At 67.5% G+C, this 15,219-nt stretch carries 13 protein-coding genes; 2 read left to right on the forward strand and 11 right to left on the reverse strand.

Features of this window, described 5'->3' with window-relative positions:
- Window positions 1–22 precede the first annotated feature (22 nt).
- The 7 genes from rplS to ffh all read right to left on the reverse strand — a co-directional run bounded on the left by rplS (window position 23) and on the right by ffh (window position 5,707).
- Window positions 23–424: a 50S ribosomal protein L19 gene (gene rplS, locus N5J73_RS03145; protein ID WP_005415736.1), complete on the reverse strand. Its 402-nt coding sequence runs from the start codon at window positions 422–424 to the stop codon at window positions 23–25.
- A 154-nt stretch (window positions 425–578) separates the two neighbouring features.
- Complete coding sequence (gene trmD / locus N5J73_RS03150) at window positions 579–1,337, reverse strand: tRNA (guanosine(37)-N1)-methyltransferase TrmD (protein ID WP_049446988.1); 759 nt, start codon at window positions 1,335–1,337, stop codon at window positions 579–581.
- 8 nt (window positions 1,338–1,345) lie between these two features.
- Window positions 1,346–1,858 carry a ribosome maturation factor RimM gene (rimM, locus tag N5J73_RS03155; RefSeq protein ID WP_049446990.1) on the reverse strand — a complete coding sequence of 171 codons (513 nt, stop codon included), beginning with the start codon at window positions 1,856–1,858 and terminating at the stop codon, window positions 1,346–1,348.
- A gap of 44 nt (window positions 1,859–1,902) precedes the next feature.
- A complete protein-coding gene (gene rpsP / locus N5J73_RS03160; protein ID WP_005415733.1) occupies window positions 1,903–2,163 on the reverse strand; it encodes a 30S ribosomal protein S16 in 261 nt (86 codons plus the stop codon).
- A gap of 97 nt (window positions 2,164–2,260) precedes the next feature.
- Entirely contained in the window at window positions 2,261–3,073 is an 813-nt protein-coding gene (locus N5J73_RS03165) for an aminotransferase class IV family protein (RefSeq protein ID WP_049446992.1), read from the reverse strand.
- Entirely contained in the window at window positions 3,070–4,146 is a 1,077-nt protein-coding gene (locus N5J73_RS03170; protein ID WP_049446994.1) for a nitronate monooxygenase, read from the reverse strand. Before N5J73_RS03170 ends, N5J73_RS03165 begins: the two co-directional genes overlap by 4 nt.
- A 184-nt stretch (window positions 4,147–4,330) precedes the next feature.
- On the reverse strand, window positions 4,331–5,707 hold the full coding sequence (gene ffh, locus N5J73_RS03175) for a signal recognition particle protein (RefSeq protein WP_010483267.1): 1,377 nt from the start codon (window positions 5,705–5,707) through the stop codon (window positions 4,331–4,333).
- Window positions 5,708–5,829: 122 nt separating this feature from the next.
- Between ffh and ccsA the strand changes: the two genes are divergently transcribed.
- Window positions 5,830–6,624 (forward strand): cytochrome c biogenesis protein CcsA, encoded by a 795-nt coding sequence (ccsA, locus tag N5J73_RS03180; protein ID WP_049446996.1) that lies wholly within the window; start codon window positions 5,830–5,832, stop codon window positions 6,622–6,624.
- Window positions 6,625–6,664: 40 nt separating this feature from the next.
- Here the strand turns inward: ccsA and N5J73_RS03185 are convergent, their stop codons facing one another.
- From N5J73_RS03185 to radA, 4 genes are all read right to left on the reverse strand, one after another.
- Complete coding sequence (locus tag N5J73_RS03185; RefSeq protein ID WP_049446997.1) at window positions 6,665–7,123, reverse strand: hypothetical protein; 459 nt, start codon at window positions 7,121–7,123, stop codon at window positions 6,665–6,667.
- Window positions 7,124–7,226: 103 nt separating this feature from the next.
- Window positions 7,227–9,533 (reverse strand): tetratricopeptide repeat protein, encoded by a 2,307-nt coding sequence (locus N5J73_RS03190; protein ID WP_049446999.1) that lies wholly within the window; start codon window positions 9,531–9,533, stop codon window positions 7,227–7,229.
- A gap of 48 nt (window positions 9,534–9,581) precedes the next feature.
- Window positions 9,582–11,438: an ATP-binding protein gene (locus tag N5J73_RS03195; protein ID WP_049447001.1), complete on the reverse strand. Its 1,857-nt coding sequence runs from the start codon at window positions 11,436–11,438 to the stop codon at window positions 9,582–9,584.
- A 240-nt stretch (window positions 11,439–11,678) separates the two neighbouring features.
- On the reverse strand, window positions 11,679–13,055 hold the full coding sequence (radA, locus tag N5J73_RS03200) for a DNA repair protein RadA (RefSeq protein ID WP_014646395.1): 1,377 nt from the start codon (window positions 13,053–13,055) through the stop codon (window positions 11,679–11,681).
- Window positions 13,056–13,204: 149 nt separating this feature from the next.
- Here radA and N5J73_RS03205 point away from each other — a divergent pair.
- Window positions 13,205–15,219: bifunctional diguanylate cyclase/phosphodiesterase (locus tag N5J73_RS03205; RefSeq protein WP_279940564.1), on the forward strand; the 2,015-nt coding region annotated here is incomplete at its 3' end.

A 15,219-nucleotide genomic window follows, 5' to 3' on the forward strand; every position in this document is an offset into this window, starting at 1 on the left:
CGGCAACAACCGAAGTTGTTTATCAGGCCTTGTCGGCCAGACGGGCAGCCTTGGCGGCAGCAGCGGCAGCCAGGTCTTCCTTGATGCGGGCAGCCTTGCCTTCCAGGCCGCGCAGGTAGTACAGCTTGCCGGCGCGGACCTTACCACGACGCTTCACTTCGACCGAGTCGATGATGGCGCTGTGGGTCTGGAAAACGCGCTCGACGCCGTAGCCGTGCGAGATCTTGCGGACGGTGAACGAGGAGTTCAGGCCGGCGTTCTTGGTGGCGATGACAACGCCTTCGTAGGCCTGCACGCGTTCGCGGCTGCCTTCCTTCACCTTCACGTTGACGACAACGGTGTCGCCCTGGCTGAACTTCGGCAGTTCACGGGTGATCTGGGCGGATTCGAATTCCGCGACGATGGACTTGTTCAGCTTGCTCATGGGTTACACCGATTCTTGTTCGGGTGGGCGTGTCGTGTCGACAACGTAGGCTCATGCAGTCACCGGACTGTGCTGCACGTTTGTTGTGGGTACTGCGCGCGCCGGCCGGGGCTGGCGGTAATTGGCCATGATAGCCGATAAAGCCGACCCTGCGCTAGGGGCTGGCCTTCTGTTTCCGGGCCTGGCGGCCCTGTTCCAGCAGTTTGCGGTCAGCCTTGCCCAGCGCCTGTTCATCCAGCAGCTCCGGGCGCCGTTGGGCGGTACGGACCAGCGACTGCTGGCGGCGCCAGGCGGCGATGGCCGCATGGTTGCCCGAGCGCAGCACGTCCGGCACGTCGCCCAGAGGGTGCTGGGCCGGCTGGCTGTAATGCGGGCAGTCGAGCAGGCCGAGGTCGCCCTCGAAGCTGTCCTGGGCCGCTGATTCAGCGTCATTCAGGGCCCCGTCCTGCAGGCGAGCCACGGCGTCGATGATCACCGCCGCGCCCAGCTCGCCACCGGACAGCACGTAGTCGCCGAGGGAAATCTCCTCGTCGACATTGGCCTCCAGGAATCGCTCGTCGATGCCCTCATAGCGGCCGCAGAGCAGGACCATGCGCGGCAATGCCGCCAGCTCCCGCACCTTGGCCTGGGTCAACGGCGCCCCCTGCGGGCTGAGGTAGATCACCCGCGCCGGGGTCGGATCAGCATCGCGGATCGCCTGCAGGCAGGCCTGCAGCGGCTCGATCAGCATCACCATGCCCGGGCCACCACCGAACGGACGGTCGTCTACCCGGCGGTAGTTGCCTTCGGCGTAATCACGGGGATTCCAGCCATGCAGGCTGAACAACCCCTTCTCCTGCGCGCGCCCGACCACGCCCAGTCCGGCGGACTGGGCGAGGAACTCGGGGAACAGGGTGATGACGTCGAAACGCATGCTCACACTCAGAACTCGGGATCCCAGTCGACCACGATCAGGTTGGCCTCGAAGTCGACCGATTTGACGAAGTCCGGCTGCACGAACGGAATCATCCGCTCGCGGTCACCACGGACCACCACCACGTCGTTGGCGCCGGTGCTGAACAGGTGCGAGACCTGGCCCAGGGCAACGCCCTCGGTGGTCTTCACGTCCAGGCCTTCCAGGTCCACCCAGTAATACTCATCGGGCTTCGGCGGCGGCAAGGCACTGCGGGCCACGTAGATCTCGGTGCCGCGCATCGCTTCGACCGCATCACGGTCCTCGACACCGGGGAAACGGGCGACCAGGTGCTTGCCGCTATCGCGGCCACGCACACCTTCAATCGTGGTTTCCACGCCGGACGGGCTGCGCACGATCCACGGCTGGTAACGGAAAATGGCGGAACGTGGCTCGGTCCAGGACTCGAGCTTGATCTCGCCGCGCACACCAAAAGCGCCGACAACCCTGCCCAGCAGGATGCGGCGCTCGATATCTTTCATCTGCTTCAACCAAGAGGGCCACGCCGAAGCGTGGCCCGTCAGGATCAGGCCGCAGCGGCCTGGGACTTGGTCGCTTCCTTGATCAGGTTGCGGACCTTGTCGGTCGGCTGGGCGCCGTTCTTGACCCAATGGTCAACGCGGGCCAGGTCCAGCTCGATGCGCTTCTCGGCGCCCTGGGCGACCGGGTTGTAGAAGCCAACGCGCTCGATGTTGCGGCCGTCGCGCGCGCTGCGCACGTCGGTCACGATGATGTGGTAGAACGGACGCTTCTTGGCGCCGCCGCGGGTCAGTCGAATCTTGACCATGGTGTTTTTCCTATTGCCCAGTCGCCAGGATGGCGAGGTAAGCGGGCGATTATAGCGGCAGAGCACGACCGAGCCAACCCCGAGGGCTCACCTGGGGTCAGATCCCTTTTACCGCGCAAGAGGGATCTGCCCCCAGTCCCTGCCAAGCCACCGCCGCCAGCACCGCCCTGCCCTGTTCAGCCAGGGCCAGGGAATCCGGCAGGGCATGCCCGTCGATCGCCTCCAGCGCCCACAGGCCGCTGGCGTTGCAGGCAAAAGCGGCCTTCACACTGCCCAGTTCAGCCAGCGCCAACGGCCGCGTCAACTGTGCGCCGGGCCAATGCTGCTTCAGCAACGTTTCGGCGGTCCCGCGCAGCGCCGGCGCCTGCGCCCAGAGCAGCCGTTCACCATCGTGCACGGCCAGGTTCCAGGTACTGCCTTCACTCACGTCGCCATCGGCGGTCACGAACAGCACATCGTCGAATCCTTCCGCCATCGCCGCGCGACGCTCGGCGAACAGGCCGAAGGTGCCCACATGCTTGATCTGCGGCAGTTCACGCTGCCAGGTCACGCTGCGCACACGCTTGGGGGCGGTCAGCGTCACCGGCGCGGACACCGCCACCAACGCGTCCACCGGCACGGCAACCAGCGGATTGCGGAAATCGAAGCGGCGCGAGTACACCGTCACCCGCAGCGAGGCATCGGCGAGGCCGGCCTGCTGCAGCGCCTGCGCCATCCAGCCCCGTACCTGCGCCGTATCCAGTTCGCTGCCGAACAGCTCACGCGTCGCCTGCGACAGCCGCGCCAGATGCAGCTCCAGCCCCTGCACGGCACCGCCCCGCACCTGCAGCGAGGTGAAGTGGCCATAGTTGACCAGCGCCGGCAGCAGATCCTCCACCTGCGCCGGTTGGCCGTTGCAGGTCAGCGTCATCGCAGCAGTGCCTGCGCCTGGTTCCACATGTCTCGCAGCACGTCGGCGGCCGGTTGCGCCGGTGCCATCCACGCCGACTGCCCGGCCCAGGCCTGCATCGCCGCCAGGCGGTTTTCCTGCACGGCCTGTTTGCGCATCGGCGCGGTCAGCCCGCGCTGAACCGGATACGGACGCGGCGCTGGGGCACCCTCCGCGGCGGCGGCACGCACATACGGCGTGGCCAGTCCACGCCCCAGACGACCACTGAAGGCACGGGTCGGCCAGGTGTCTTCGGGTTCGCTGGCGGCCAGCCCATCGGCCCATGCCGATGCAATCGCCGCTTCCGGCGTGCGCAGGAAGGCGGTGCCGATCTGCACAGCGCTGGCCCCCAGGGTGAGTGCGGCAACGATGCCACGGCCATCGGCGATGCCACCGGCGGCAATCACCGGAATCTGCAGGTGGTCGGCCAGGCGTGGCAACAGCGCGAACAGGCCGACCAGCTGGCGCTCGGCCATCGCCGGATCGAATGAACCACGATGGCCGCCCGCTTCCACACCCTGCGCCACCACGGCATCGGCACCGGCATCCTGGGCGGCGCGTGCTTCAGACAACGTGGTCGCGCACGCGATCCAGGCGATGCCAGCGTCCTTCAGTTGCTGCACGTGGCGCGGCAACAGCACGCCCATGATGGTCGAGGCGACCGCCGGGCGCGCGGCCAGCAGCGCGGCGAACTGTTCTTCGAAGTCGGCGGGCGTGGCGTCGGCGGCGCTGGCCGGCACGTCCGGGCCCCACTGCGCGAGGAAGGCGCGACTGGCCGCTTCGGCGGCAACGTCACGGGTCGGTTCGGGATCCGGCACCCACAGGTTCACCTGCGCCGGACCGCTGGAGGCCGCGCGGAAGTCGTCCATCCAGCGACCGATATCGGCCGAAGACGACAGCACCGCGCCCATCGCGCCCATACTGCCGGCGTTGGCCAGCGCCGCTGACAACGGCACCGGACAGGCGCCGGCCATCGGTGCCAGCAGGATCGGAACGGAAACGCCAAAGCGCCGGCAGAACGCCTCGACGCGGGAAGATACAGCGGAACTCTGCATGACGGCCCATCGTTTCGGACAGGCCCCCATGGTGCGCGCAGGATGGGGGTAGAGTCGAGCTTGCTCGACTGCACCTCGCTCTACGTAGCGTCGAGCTTGCTCGACTGGACCACCAACAGCAGTCGAGCAAGCTCGACGCTACGCAGGCCGCGCCGACCACGGCGCGCGCCCACGCATCAACGCATCAACGGAACGGCATGCCACGGCCGCCCATGGCACCCATCATGCCCTTCATGCTGCGCAGCATGCCCTTCATGCCGCCGCCGGCCATCTTGCTCATCATCTTTTCCATCTGCATGTACTGCTTCATCAGCTTGTTGACGTCAGCCGGAGTCACGCCCGAGCCCTTGGCAATGCGCGCGCGGCGCGAGCCGTTGAGCAGGTTCGGGTTGCGCCGTTCCTTCTTGGTCATCGAGTTGATGATGGCAATCATGCGCGGCACTTCCTTGCCCTGGCTGACCTGCTGCTTCAGATGATCGGGGATGTTGCCCAGGCCCGGCAGCTTGTCCATCAGGCCGCCGATGCCGCCCATGTTCTGCATCTGCTCCAGCTGGTCACGCATGTCGTTGAGGTCGAACTTCTTGCCCTTGGCGACCTTCTCGGCCAGCTTGGCAGCCTTGTCCTTGTCGACCTGCTGCTCGACCTGCTCGACCAGCGACAGCACGTCGCCCATGTCGAGGATGCGGCTGGCGATACGGTCCGGGTGGAACACGTCCAGACCTTCCGGCTTTTCGCTGACACCGACGAACTTGATCGGCTTGCCGGTGATGTAGCGCACGCTCAGCGCGGCACCACCACGGGCGTCACCGTCGGTCTTGGTCAGCACCACGCCAGTCAGCGGCAGGGCGTCGCCGAAGGCCTTGGCGGTATTGGCCGCGTCCTGGCCAGTCATGGCGTCGACCACGAACAGGGTTTCGGCCGGGTTCACCGCCGCGTGCAGGGCCTTGATCTCGGCCATCATCGCTTCGTCGATGGCCAGGCGGCCGGCGGTATCGACCAGCAGCACATCGACGAACGACTTGCGTGCATCGTCGATGGCGGCGCGGACGATGGCTTCCGGCTTCTGGTCGGCGCTGGACGGGAAGAACAGCACGCCGACCTGCTCGGCCAGGGTTTTCAGCTGCTCGATCGCAGCCGGACGGTAAACGTCGGCCGAGACCACCATCACCTTCTTCTTGCGCTTTTCCTTCAGGTGCTTGGCCAGCTTGCCCACCGTGGTGGTCTTGCCGGCGCCCTGCAGGCCCGCCATCAGGATGATGGCCGGAGCGGGCACATTGAGGTTCAGATCGCTGGCTTCGGCGCCCATCACCGCGGTCAGCTCGTCGCGCACGACCTTGATCAGGGCCTGGCCCGGGGTCAGCGACTTCAGCACTTCCTGGCCGACCGCGCGCACCTTGATGCGCTCGATCAGGGCCTGCACCACCGGCAGCGCAACGTCGGCTTCGAGCAGCGCGATGCGGACCTCACGGGTCGCCTCGCGGATGTTCTCCTCGGTCAGGCGGCCGCGGCCACGCAGGCGCTCGATGGTGCCGGAAAGGCGCTGGGTCAGGGACTCGAACATGCGGCGCAACCTGTCTGAAAGCGGGGGACAATAAGGCCGACAGTATAACGGGTCCGGCTGTCTCCCCGGACTGCGACCACGGGGCCGTCGCCACCACCGCAGGGGTATGCGAAACTGCAACGATGACAATCGTTCTCATCGCCGTCCTGCTCTACCTGGCCGCCAGTGCTCTGCTGGTGCGCGCGCTCGGCCGCGATGAAAGCACCGGCTCCCCCACCTGGCTGTGGCCGGCCCTGCCGGCGATGCTGCTGCATGGCGGCTACCACGTGATGGTGGCGATGCGCACCAACGGCGGGCCGGACATGCACTTCTTCGCCGCGCTGTCGCTGGTCGGCCTGGGCATGGCCTGGTTGACCTCGCTGGTCGGCGCACGCGGGCGGATGTCGGCGTTGGGCGTGGTGGTGTTCCCGCTGGCCGCGGTGCTGCTGCTGGCCTACCACGGCTACGGCCACGAACCGAGCAAGGTGCTGGGCTGGCGCCTGGCCAGCCACGCCTGGCTGGCCCTGCTGGCCTACGCCACGCTGAGCATCGCCGCACTGCTGGCGATCATGCTGTGGCTGCAGGAACGCGCACTGCGCCGCCGTGAGTTCCGCCCATGGCTGCGGGCGCTGCCGCCGCTGGCCGACCTGGAATCACTGCTGTTCCGGGTGATCACCGTCGGCTTCGCGCTGCTGACCCTGACCCTGGTCACCGGCGTGCTGTTCGTCGACGATCTGCTGGCACAGAAGCTGGTGCACAAGACGGTGCTGAGCGTGCTGTCGTGGATCGTGTTCGGCGTGCTGCTGATCGGCCGCCGCCGCTACGGCTGGCGCGGCATGAAGGCGGTGCACTGGACGCTGGCGGCGATGCTGTTGCTGCTGCTGGCCTTCTTCGGCAGCCAGTTCGTGATCGAACTGGTGTTCGGGCACACGCGATAGAAGCGTGCCGACCAACGGTCGGCACCCACCGGCGCTACCGTCAAGGCTGTGCCAGGATCTTCCGCACCGAACGGCCGCTGTTGGTGAGGATGTCATCGACCTGCCAGCAGCCCTGCCCCTGGCGCACCATCGGCAGGCGGGTCACGTAGGCCTTCTTCCATACCGAATAGCGCATCTCGACCTGGCCGGCGGTGGCCGAAGCCTCTTTCCAGCTGTAACGCACCGGGGCTTCGATGTCGCCGTCCTGCGCATCCAGCCACGGATCGGAATCGATCGTGCAGATGCCCTCTTCGCGCTGCTGGCAGGCGCGCTCGCCACGCAGTGCCTTGCCGAAGGCCGGGCTGACCAGCGCGGCCGGCGGCTCCAGCAGATCACCGTTACCGGTCGTCGCTTCGTAGAAGGCACGGGCTACAGCCACTGGCTCCTGGCAGGCCGGCGCGGCCTGCACGATGGGGGCCAGCAGCAGCCCGGCGATCACGAACATCCCTGTCCTGCGCATATCGCGTTCCTTGGTGATGATGATTCGTTGTAGAGCCGAGCCCATGCTCGGCTGATTATCCGCATGAGCCGAGCACAGGCTCGGCTCTACATGAGCCTGGAGCTTACAACCCGTAACGCTCGATCACGTCCAGATGTGGCTGGCGATCCTGGTCGCAGGCTTCGGCCAGCCGCAGCCAGCAGTGCGGGTGCGGCCACTTCGCGGTTTCCTGCTGCAGGAAGCGGTGCAGCGCCAGCGGCGCATGGTCCTGCGGCTGGGCAACCGTGAACAGCAGGCCCGGCAGCGTGCCCTCCTCCATGTCTGGGTCGGTGACCGTGTAGTCCGGGCGGCTGTGCGACCACACCTTCCAGCCCTGCGCCTCGGCGGCTTCGACGAAGGCATTCCACGCCTCTTCGCCCGGGTGCGCGCCGTCGATCAGCCAACTGCGGGCGAAGCCACCGCGCTCCAGTACATGCACCTGCGCATAGGTCGGGATGAAATGCTCGCGCGCTTCCTCTTCTTCCGGCGCCGGATGTACCAACGCAGCATCGAACACCACCCAGTCGCCCACCTGCTGCGCACGGTTGGCCGGCGCGTTTTCGACGATGCGTGCGGTGACCGGGCCACTGCGGCGTGCGTAGTATTCCATCGGCTCGCCGTTCTCTTCGCTGCGGATGATCACCCAGCCCCAGGGTTCCTCGACCACGCCCTCCTGGCTGGACAGCTCCATGCCGATCGCGGCCGCCGAGCGGCGCACCGCATCCCAGTCGCGTGCCGCGCTGGCCGCACTCATGTGGTCCCAATGCGCGGCATTCGGTTCTTCCAGCAGCTCCACCAGCTGCGCATAGCAGGCCTGTGCTTCACTGAAGCGGCCGGTTTCCATGTACATGCGCGCCAGCGTGCCACGCGCGCCGTGCGAGCCCGGAGACAGCTCCAGAAGCGATCGGGCCGCCTGCTCCAGGGCCGGCCAATCGGACACGCGACGGGCACGCTGCACTTCGCACCAATGCGCGAATACCGGCACGCTGCCACGGTAGACCCCGGCCAGCTGGCGCAGGCCCTCGTCGTCGCCCTGCTCGGTCAGCCAGCGCATCAGCGTGTAGGCCGCAGGACCGTCTTCCTGCGTATGCGCGCGCACGAAACGCCACAGCAATGCGCGCGCTTCGGCCTGTGCGCCACAGGCGCTCAAGGCGGAGGCAGCCATCTCGGCCAGCGCCTCGTCATCGGGTCGCTGTTCGTGCGCCTGCAGCAGCCACTGCGCCTCACGCTCCGGATCGCGCGACTGGTTCTGCTCGCCCTGCGCGTCCAGCCAGGCCAGCAGTTCCGACGCCGGCACCGGCAGCGGTGCGACATCCGGCAAGGCATCGATGCGCGCGGCCAAGCCGGCCACCAGCGCTGCCGCACCACGGTCCTGGCGCAGCTGCGCCAGATGGGTACGCGCCAGTTCCAGCTGGCGCAGCGCCACCCAGCGTGCGCCACGCTGCAGGGCCAGCTCCAGGCTCAGCGCAGCGACTTCAATCAGCAGGCGGTGCGAACCAACCTCGGCAAAGTGTTCGATGATGGTGTTGAAGCGCGTGCCCAGATCCCAGGTATTGCGCGTTGGATCGCGCCGGCACAGCGCTGCGGCGGTGTTCGCCCACAGCCGCCAGTAGGTAGGCGTCAGCTCGCTCCACGGCACCAGCTGCTGCACGGCCTCTTCGTCGCGGCCCAGCTGGGCCAGCGCCCACGCCTTGGACAGGCGGCGCGGCACCGTACAGTTGGCCGGCTCGTACTCGCCCGACGCGGCCACTTCGGCCTCGCGCTTCTCGATCAGCACCAGCGCTTCTTCGGCGCGGCCCATGCCCAGCAGGATCTTGATCTGCATCTCCGGGAAGCTGTCGAACACTTCCTTGCCGCAGGCCTCGATCGCATCCGACTGCACCTGCAGGTAGTCCAGCGCGTCCTGGCCGCGGCCATCGTCAAGCAGGGCATCTGCCTTCTCGCAGCTCAGGCACTGGAAGCAGGCCCAGCTCGGATCGATGCGACCCAGCGTTTCGTCGCAGACCTCGATGCGCTCGGGCACCCAGCCCGGGCCATCGATGTTGCCGTAGCAGGCCGCCAGATCCTGGGTCACGCAGATCGACTGCGGGCACTCCAGCGTGTCCTCACGATGCGCACGCTCGAACAGCGCCACGGCTTCGCCCAGCGCGCTCTCGCCTTCGACGCGGTTGCCGACGCGGTTGCGCAGCGCCCAGTGGCCGACGTAGACGTCGACCCACGGGTTATCCAGCGCCTTGCCCAGCGCACGCGCTTCGGGCAGCAGCGCGTCGACGCGGTCGACACGCAATTCGCTCACCTCGTCAGCGAGGCGGTTCAGCAGATGCGCGTTCTGCGCTTGGCCGGCCTGGCGCAGGTCACCCTGCAGCTTTTCGACCCAGTTCCAGATGTCCATGGGGTAAGTGCTCCTGTCTAGCGAAGGCTGGATGAGAGATTGCGGTGCTCAGCGCAGCATCTGCTGCAGGGCACCGGCGATATCGGTAAAGGCACCGTTGAGATCCGGGCCGGGCGTGGCGGTCGCGCGGGCCAGCGGACGGCCCTGCGCGGCGACGATGATCTTCAGCGAGCGCAGCAGACGAGCGGCGGCTTCGGCCTGCGGATGGCCCTCGCGTTGGGCGCGCAGCAGCGCCTGCACCGCCGGGTTGTCGAGGTTGAGGTACAGCCGCGAGGGTGCACGTGATTCGATGCGTGCGGTGAACTGCCGCGCCAGGCGCAGCGCAGCCATCGAAACGCGCTTGTCGTTCTCATCGTCTTCCAGGCGCTGCTTCAGCTCGGCCTCGCGGTCGGGCACCACCACCACCGGCAGCGACTCGGGGCTGAAGCGTGCCGGCAGCAGCTGTTCGCCGTCACCCAGCTGCTCGCCCAGCCATGCCAGCTGCGCCTCGTCGAGGCTGTCGTCGCTGCGGAACAGCGCGCGATTGCCCTGTTCGGTACCGAGTTCAACCAGACGCAGGCCCTTGGCCTGGGCCCAGCGACGCAGGAACGGCACCACTGCATAGCGATGGCCATGCGCGACCGGCACGCCCATCGCGCGGAACAGCATTTCCTCGAAGCCGCCGCCGTTGTCGAGGATCACGTGCACGGCACCGCGTGCGGGCAGCGCACTGGCAGGCAGGTCGCCCTGCGAGGTCGGCACGCGCACGTGTTCCAGCAGCAGGTCGAACAGGCGGTCATCGCATAGCGCTGCACCCAGCAGGGCCTCGTTGTGGCGGGTCAGTACCCGCCGCCAGGCTTCCGGCTGCTGCCGCGCGACGTCGGCCAGGCCGTCGATCAGCGCCTCCAACAAGGCATGCTGCACGGCGCGGTACTGGTCGTCGCGCTGCAGGTCTTCGCGGCTGGCGGTAGGCGTGAGCCGGGAGGATTCGATCACCCCGCCAATGAAACCGGCCCATGGTGGCAGCAGGTCGCGGGCGTCGTCATCCAGCAGCATGCCGCGCACGAACACCGACAGGTTGCGATTGTCGCTGGTGCCGTAGGTGGCACCATCCTGCACCCACAGCAGGCCGGTCGCATCGCTGCTGCCATCGGCACGCAACGGCACGGTGACGATCGGCTCGAAATCGTGCTCGAAGCGCGCGGCGAACTGTAGCGCCTGGCGACGCGCCTGCACCGGATGCAAAGCGACGTCGCCTTGGCTGCGCCACGGCGGCGGCTCGGGGTTGAGCGCTTCGGCTGCGGCACCGATGAAGATCGGCTCGGACAGCAGCGCACAGTACCGGCCCAGTACCTCGTGCAGGCGCGCCTCGTTGGCCAGCGGCAGGAAATCCGGATGCAGTTCCAGCTCCACCTCGGTGCCGACCGCGCGCGCCGGCATTTCACTGACGGTGTACTGTTCGGCGTTGCTGGACACGTACAGATGGCCCAGATCCGGCGTCTGGTACGAGGTGGTACGCACGCTGACCCGGCGCGCCAGCACGAAGGCCGACAGGAAACCGAGGCCAAACATGCCGATCAGGCCTTCGTCATCTTCGCCGCCCTGGCGCAGGCCACGGGTGTAGCCGACGCCGACGGTGGCCAGGTAATCATGGATCTCCTGCCGGGTCAGGCCAGCACCGGTGTCGGTGATGCGCAACACGCCGGCACCGGCATCGACCTGCACCGAGATGCGTGAAGGCACTTCAACGCCGGGTTGTTCGATGCGGCGGCGGATGATCGAGTCGTGCGCGTTCTGCACCAGCTCACGCAGCGCCACCACGGGGGTGGAATACAGGTGCTTGCCCAGCACCGTCATCAGTCCATTGAGATCGACCCCGGCGCGACGGATTTCGGCGTTGGGGGCGGTGAGCGCGGTGTCCTGCATGTAATCGTTTACTCCTGGGCACGGAAAGACGCCAGAGGGCGCCTTCGTCGAGCGGGAAAAACTAGCACAGTGAAGCTGACCGTTACTGCATTGGACATGTGTAGACCCGAACCAATTGCTCGGCTGCTCCTCGCTCTTTGTAGAGTCGAGCCATGCACGACTGCTGTTCGACCACCCGTCGTGCATGGCTCGACTCTACAAAAGGCAGCCGGGCGTGGGCTCGGCTCTACAGGGCCGGCATCACGCCGCGTCGATGGCCTCGGACAGCCGCTCCACCGCGATCACTTCCATACCCTTCACCGAACCGCCCTTGGGCGCATTGGCCTTGGGCACGATGGCGCGCTTGAAGCCGTGGGTGGCGGCCTCGCGCAGGCGGTCTTCGCCATTGGGCACCGGGCGGATCTCGCCGGACAGACCGACTTCGCCGAAGGCGATGGTCTTCTCCGCCAGCGGTCGGTCCTGCAGCGAGGACAATACCGCCAGCAGCACCGGCAGATCGGCTGCGGTTTCCTGCACGCGGATGCCACCGACCACGTTGACGAACACGTCCTGGTCGCCGACCAGTACGCCGCCGTGGCGATGCAGCACCGCCAGCAGCATGGCCAAGCGGTTCTGTTCCAGGCCGACCGCGACACGGCGCGGGTTCGACAGCGGCGACGCATCGACCAGTGCCTGTACCTCCACCAGCAGCGGCCGCGTGCCCTCGCGGGTGACCATCACGCAGCTTCCCGGCTGATGGGTGCTGCCGCCGGACAGGAAGATCGCCGAGGGGTTGGAGACCTCCTTCAGGCCCTTGTCGCCCATCGCGAACACACCCAGTTCGTTGACCGCACCGAAGCGGTTCTTGAAGGCGCGCAGCAGACGGAAGCGGCTACCGCTCTCGCCTTCGAAATACAGCACCGCATCGACCATGTGCTCCAGCACGCGCGGGCCGGCGATGCCGCCCTCCTTGGTCACGTGACCGACCAGGAACACGGCGGTGCCGGTCTCCTTGGCGAAACGCACCAGCCGCGCCGCACTCTCGCGCACCTGGCTGACCGAACCCGGCGCGGCGGTCAGGCTCTCGGTCCACAGGGTCTGCACCGAGTCGGCCACGATCAGCCGCGGGCCGGCCTTGGACGCATGCTGCAGGATCGACTCGACCCCGGTCTCGGCCAGTGCATTGACGCCATCCAGCGGCAGCTCCAGGCGATGCGCGCGGCCGGCCACCTGGGCCAGCGACTCCTCGCCGGTGACGTAAAGCACCGGCAGTTCGGCCGCCATCTTCGCCACTGCCTGCAGCAGCAGGGTCGACTTGCCGATGCCGGGGTCGCCGCCGACCAGCACCACCGCGCCCTCGACCAGGCCACCGCCCAGCACGCGGTCGAACTCGCCGATGCCGGTCGAGACCCGACGATGCTCGGTCTGCTCCACATCCTTGAGGGCGGTGATCTTCGGCGGGTCGATCTTGCCGGCCCAGCCGGCCCGGCGCGACGCCGGCGCCTTGGCCGCCGCGGCACTTTCCAGCACGATTTCCGACAGCGAGTTCCAGGCGTTGCACTCGGTGCATTGGCCCTGCCACTTGCTGAATTCGGCGCCGCATTCATTGCAGACGTAGGCGGTGCGGGCTTTTGCCATTGGATGATTTCCAGCAACGGGAACAGGCGTGGCAGGATAGCCGAGCCGGGTCGCAGGTGCTGCGACCGCTCAAGTCCTGCCCGCCCGCGCCGATAGGGGTCGCGGGCGTGCGCCTTGCGGGCGCCCCTCCCTCTCCCTCTGGATTCAACATGACTGGCAGTTACAGTCAGAGCCTGGTCGCCATCTCCCTGCTGGTGGCCATTCTTGCTTCGTATACGGCGCTGGACATGGCCGGCCGCCTGGCCACGGCCGAGGGCCGCGTGGCCCGCTGGTGGCTGGCCGGCGGCGCGGCGGCGATGGGCCTGGGCATCTGGTCGATGCATTTCATCGGCATGCTGGCCTTCGACCTGCCGATTCCGGTGGGCTACGACCTCGGCATCACCCTGTACTCGCTGGCGGTCTCGATCGGCGCCTCGGCCTATGCGCTGTGGCTGGTGTCGCGTCCCAGCCTGCCCTGGCGCCGGCTGCTGGCCGGTGCCGTGCTGATGGGCCTGGGCATCGCCACCATGCACTACCTCGGCATGGCGGCGATGCGCATGCAGCCGGGCATCGACTACCACCCGGGCTGGTTTGCCGCCTCCATCGCGGTAGCCATCGGTGCCGCCGGCGCCGCGCTGTGGATCGCCTTCCGCCTGCGCGCCGAGCACCGCCACACCCTGCTCCTGCGCGCGCTCGCGTCGCTGGTGATGGGCCTGGCCATCGTCGGCATGCATTACACCGGCATGGCCGCCGCGCGCTTCCCCGAAGGCAGCATCTGTGGTGCCGTCGGCAGTGGCGGCATCGACACGCGCTGGCTGGCGGTACTGGTGATCGTCACCACCGTGGCCACGCTGGGCATCGCCCTGGTGGCCTCGCTGTTCGACCGGCAGATGCGCGTGCGCACCGGGCTGCTGGCCGATTCGCTGGCGCACGCCAACGACAAGCTGATCCAGGCCGCCCTGCACGACCCGTTGACCCAGCTTCCCAACCGCATGCTGCTGCAGGACCGCATCGAGCAGGCCATCGAGAAGGCGCGGCGCCGCAACCATGCGGTGGCGGTGATGTTCTGCGACCTGGATGGTTTCAAGGCGGTCAATGATGCCTATGGCCACCAGCTCGGCGACCGCCTGCTGGTGGCGGTGGCGCAGCGCATCGGCGGGCTGCTTCGGCCGCAGGATACGTTTGCCCGACTCGGCGGCGACGAGTTCGTGATCGTGCTGGCCATCGATATTCCCGACGATGCGGTGGTGGTGGCCGAGCGCATCATCGCCGCCGCCGGCGAACCGTTCACGCTGGATGCGGCCGAACTGCAGGTCAGTGCCAGCCTCGGCATCGCCCTGTACCCGGACGATGCCAGCAACGAACGCGAGCTGATGGCACACGCCGACGCGGCGATGTACCACACCAAGGAAACCGGGCGGAACGGCTATACCTTCTTCACCCCCTCGATGCAGCTCAGCGCCAACCGCCAGCTGCGCCTGCTGCAGGACCTGCGCAAGGCCATCGCCCGCAACGAACTGATCCTGCACTACCAGCCCAAGTTCCCTGCCGCCGGCGCACCGGCCACCGGCGCCGAAGCGCTGCTGCGCTGGCAGCATCCGGAGCTGGGCCTGCTGGCGCCGGATGTGTTCATTCCCATCGCCGAGCGCAGCGGCCTGATCCTGCCGATCGGTGACTGGGTACTGGACCAAGCTTGCGCGCAGCTGCGGGCATGGCACCAGGCCGGGCATACGGAATGGTCGATGGCGGTGAACCTGTCGCCGTTGCAGTTCGCCTCGCCGGCGCTGCTGGACAGTGTGCGCGAGGTGCTGCAGCGGCACCGGATCGAACCCGCGCGGCTGACCCTGGAGATCACCGAGACCACGGCGATGAAGGATGTCGATGCCAGCCTGGCGATCCTCAACGACCTGACCGCGATGGGCGTGCACATCGCCATCGATGATTTCGGCACCGGCTATTCCAGCCTGTTGTACCTCAAGCGCATGCCCGCCACCGAACTGAAGATCGACCGCGCGTTCGTGCGCGATCTGGAATGCAATGACGAGGACGCAGCCATCGTGTCGTCGATCATCGCCCTGGGCCGCACCCTGCAGCTGCAGGTGGTGGCCGAAGGCGTGGAGACACAGGCGCAGCGCGAGTACCTGAGCGAACTGGGGTGTGACCAGCTGCAGGGCTACCACCTGGG

The sequence above is a fragment of the Stenotrophomonas sp. GD03654 genome, from assembly GCF_029845105.1.
Lineage (GTDB): Bacteria > Pseudomonadota > Gammaproteobacteria > Xanthomonadales > Xanthomonadaceae > Stenotrophomonas > Stenotrophomonas africana.

Excerpts from the sequence above, each read along its gene's own strand:
- rplS (WP_005415736.1), bottom strand. The coding sequence starts at position 424 with ATGAGCAAGCTGAACAAGTCCATCGTCGCGGAATTCGAATCCGCCCAG.
- trmD (WP_049446988.1), bottom strand. The coding sequence starts at position 1,337 with ATGCGTTTCGACGTCATCACCCTGTTCCCCGAGTTCCTCGCCCAGTCC.
- rimM (WP_049446990.1), bottom strand. The coding sequence starts at position 1,858 with ATGAAAGATATCGAGCGCCGCATCCTGCTGGGCAGGGTTGTCGGCGCT.
- rpsP (WP_005415733.1), bottom strand. The coding sequence starts at position 2,163 with ATGGTCAAGATTCGACTGACCCGCGGCGGCGCCAAGAAGCGTCCGTTC.
- N5J73_RS03165 (WP_049446992.1), bottom strand. The coding sequence starts at position 3,073 with ATGACGCTGACCTGCAACGGCCAACCGGCGCAGGTGGAGGATCTGCTG.
- N5J73_RS03170 (WP_049446994.1), bottom strand. The coding sequence starts at position 4,146 with ATGCAGAGTTCCGCTGTATCTTCCCGCGTCGAGGCGTTCTGCCGGCGC.
- ffh (WP_010483267.1), bottom strand. The coding sequence starts at position 5,707 with ATGTTCGAGTCCCTGACCCAGCGCCTTTCCGGCACCATCGAGCGCCTG.
- ccsA (WP_049446996.1), top strand. The coding sequence starts at position 5,830 with ATGACAATCGTTCTCATCGCCGTCCTGCTCTACCTGGCCGCCAGTGCT.
- N5J73_RS03185 (WP_049446997.1), bottom strand. The coding sequence starts at position 7,123 with ATGCGCAGGACAGGGATGTTCGTGATCGCCGGGCTGCTGCTGGCCCCC.
- N5J73_RS03190 (WP_049446999.1), bottom strand. The coding sequence starts at position 9,533 with ATGGACATCTGGAACTGGGTCGAAAAGCTGCAGGGTGACCTGCGCCAG.
- N5J73_RS03195 (WP_049447001.1), bottom strand. The coding sequence starts at position 11,438 with ATGCAGGACACCGCGCTCACCGCCCCCAACGCCGAAATCCGTCGCGCC.
- radA (WP_014646395.1), bottom strand. The coding sequence starts at position 13,055 with ATGGCAAAAGCCCGCACCGCCTACGTCTGCAATGAATGCGGCGCCGAA.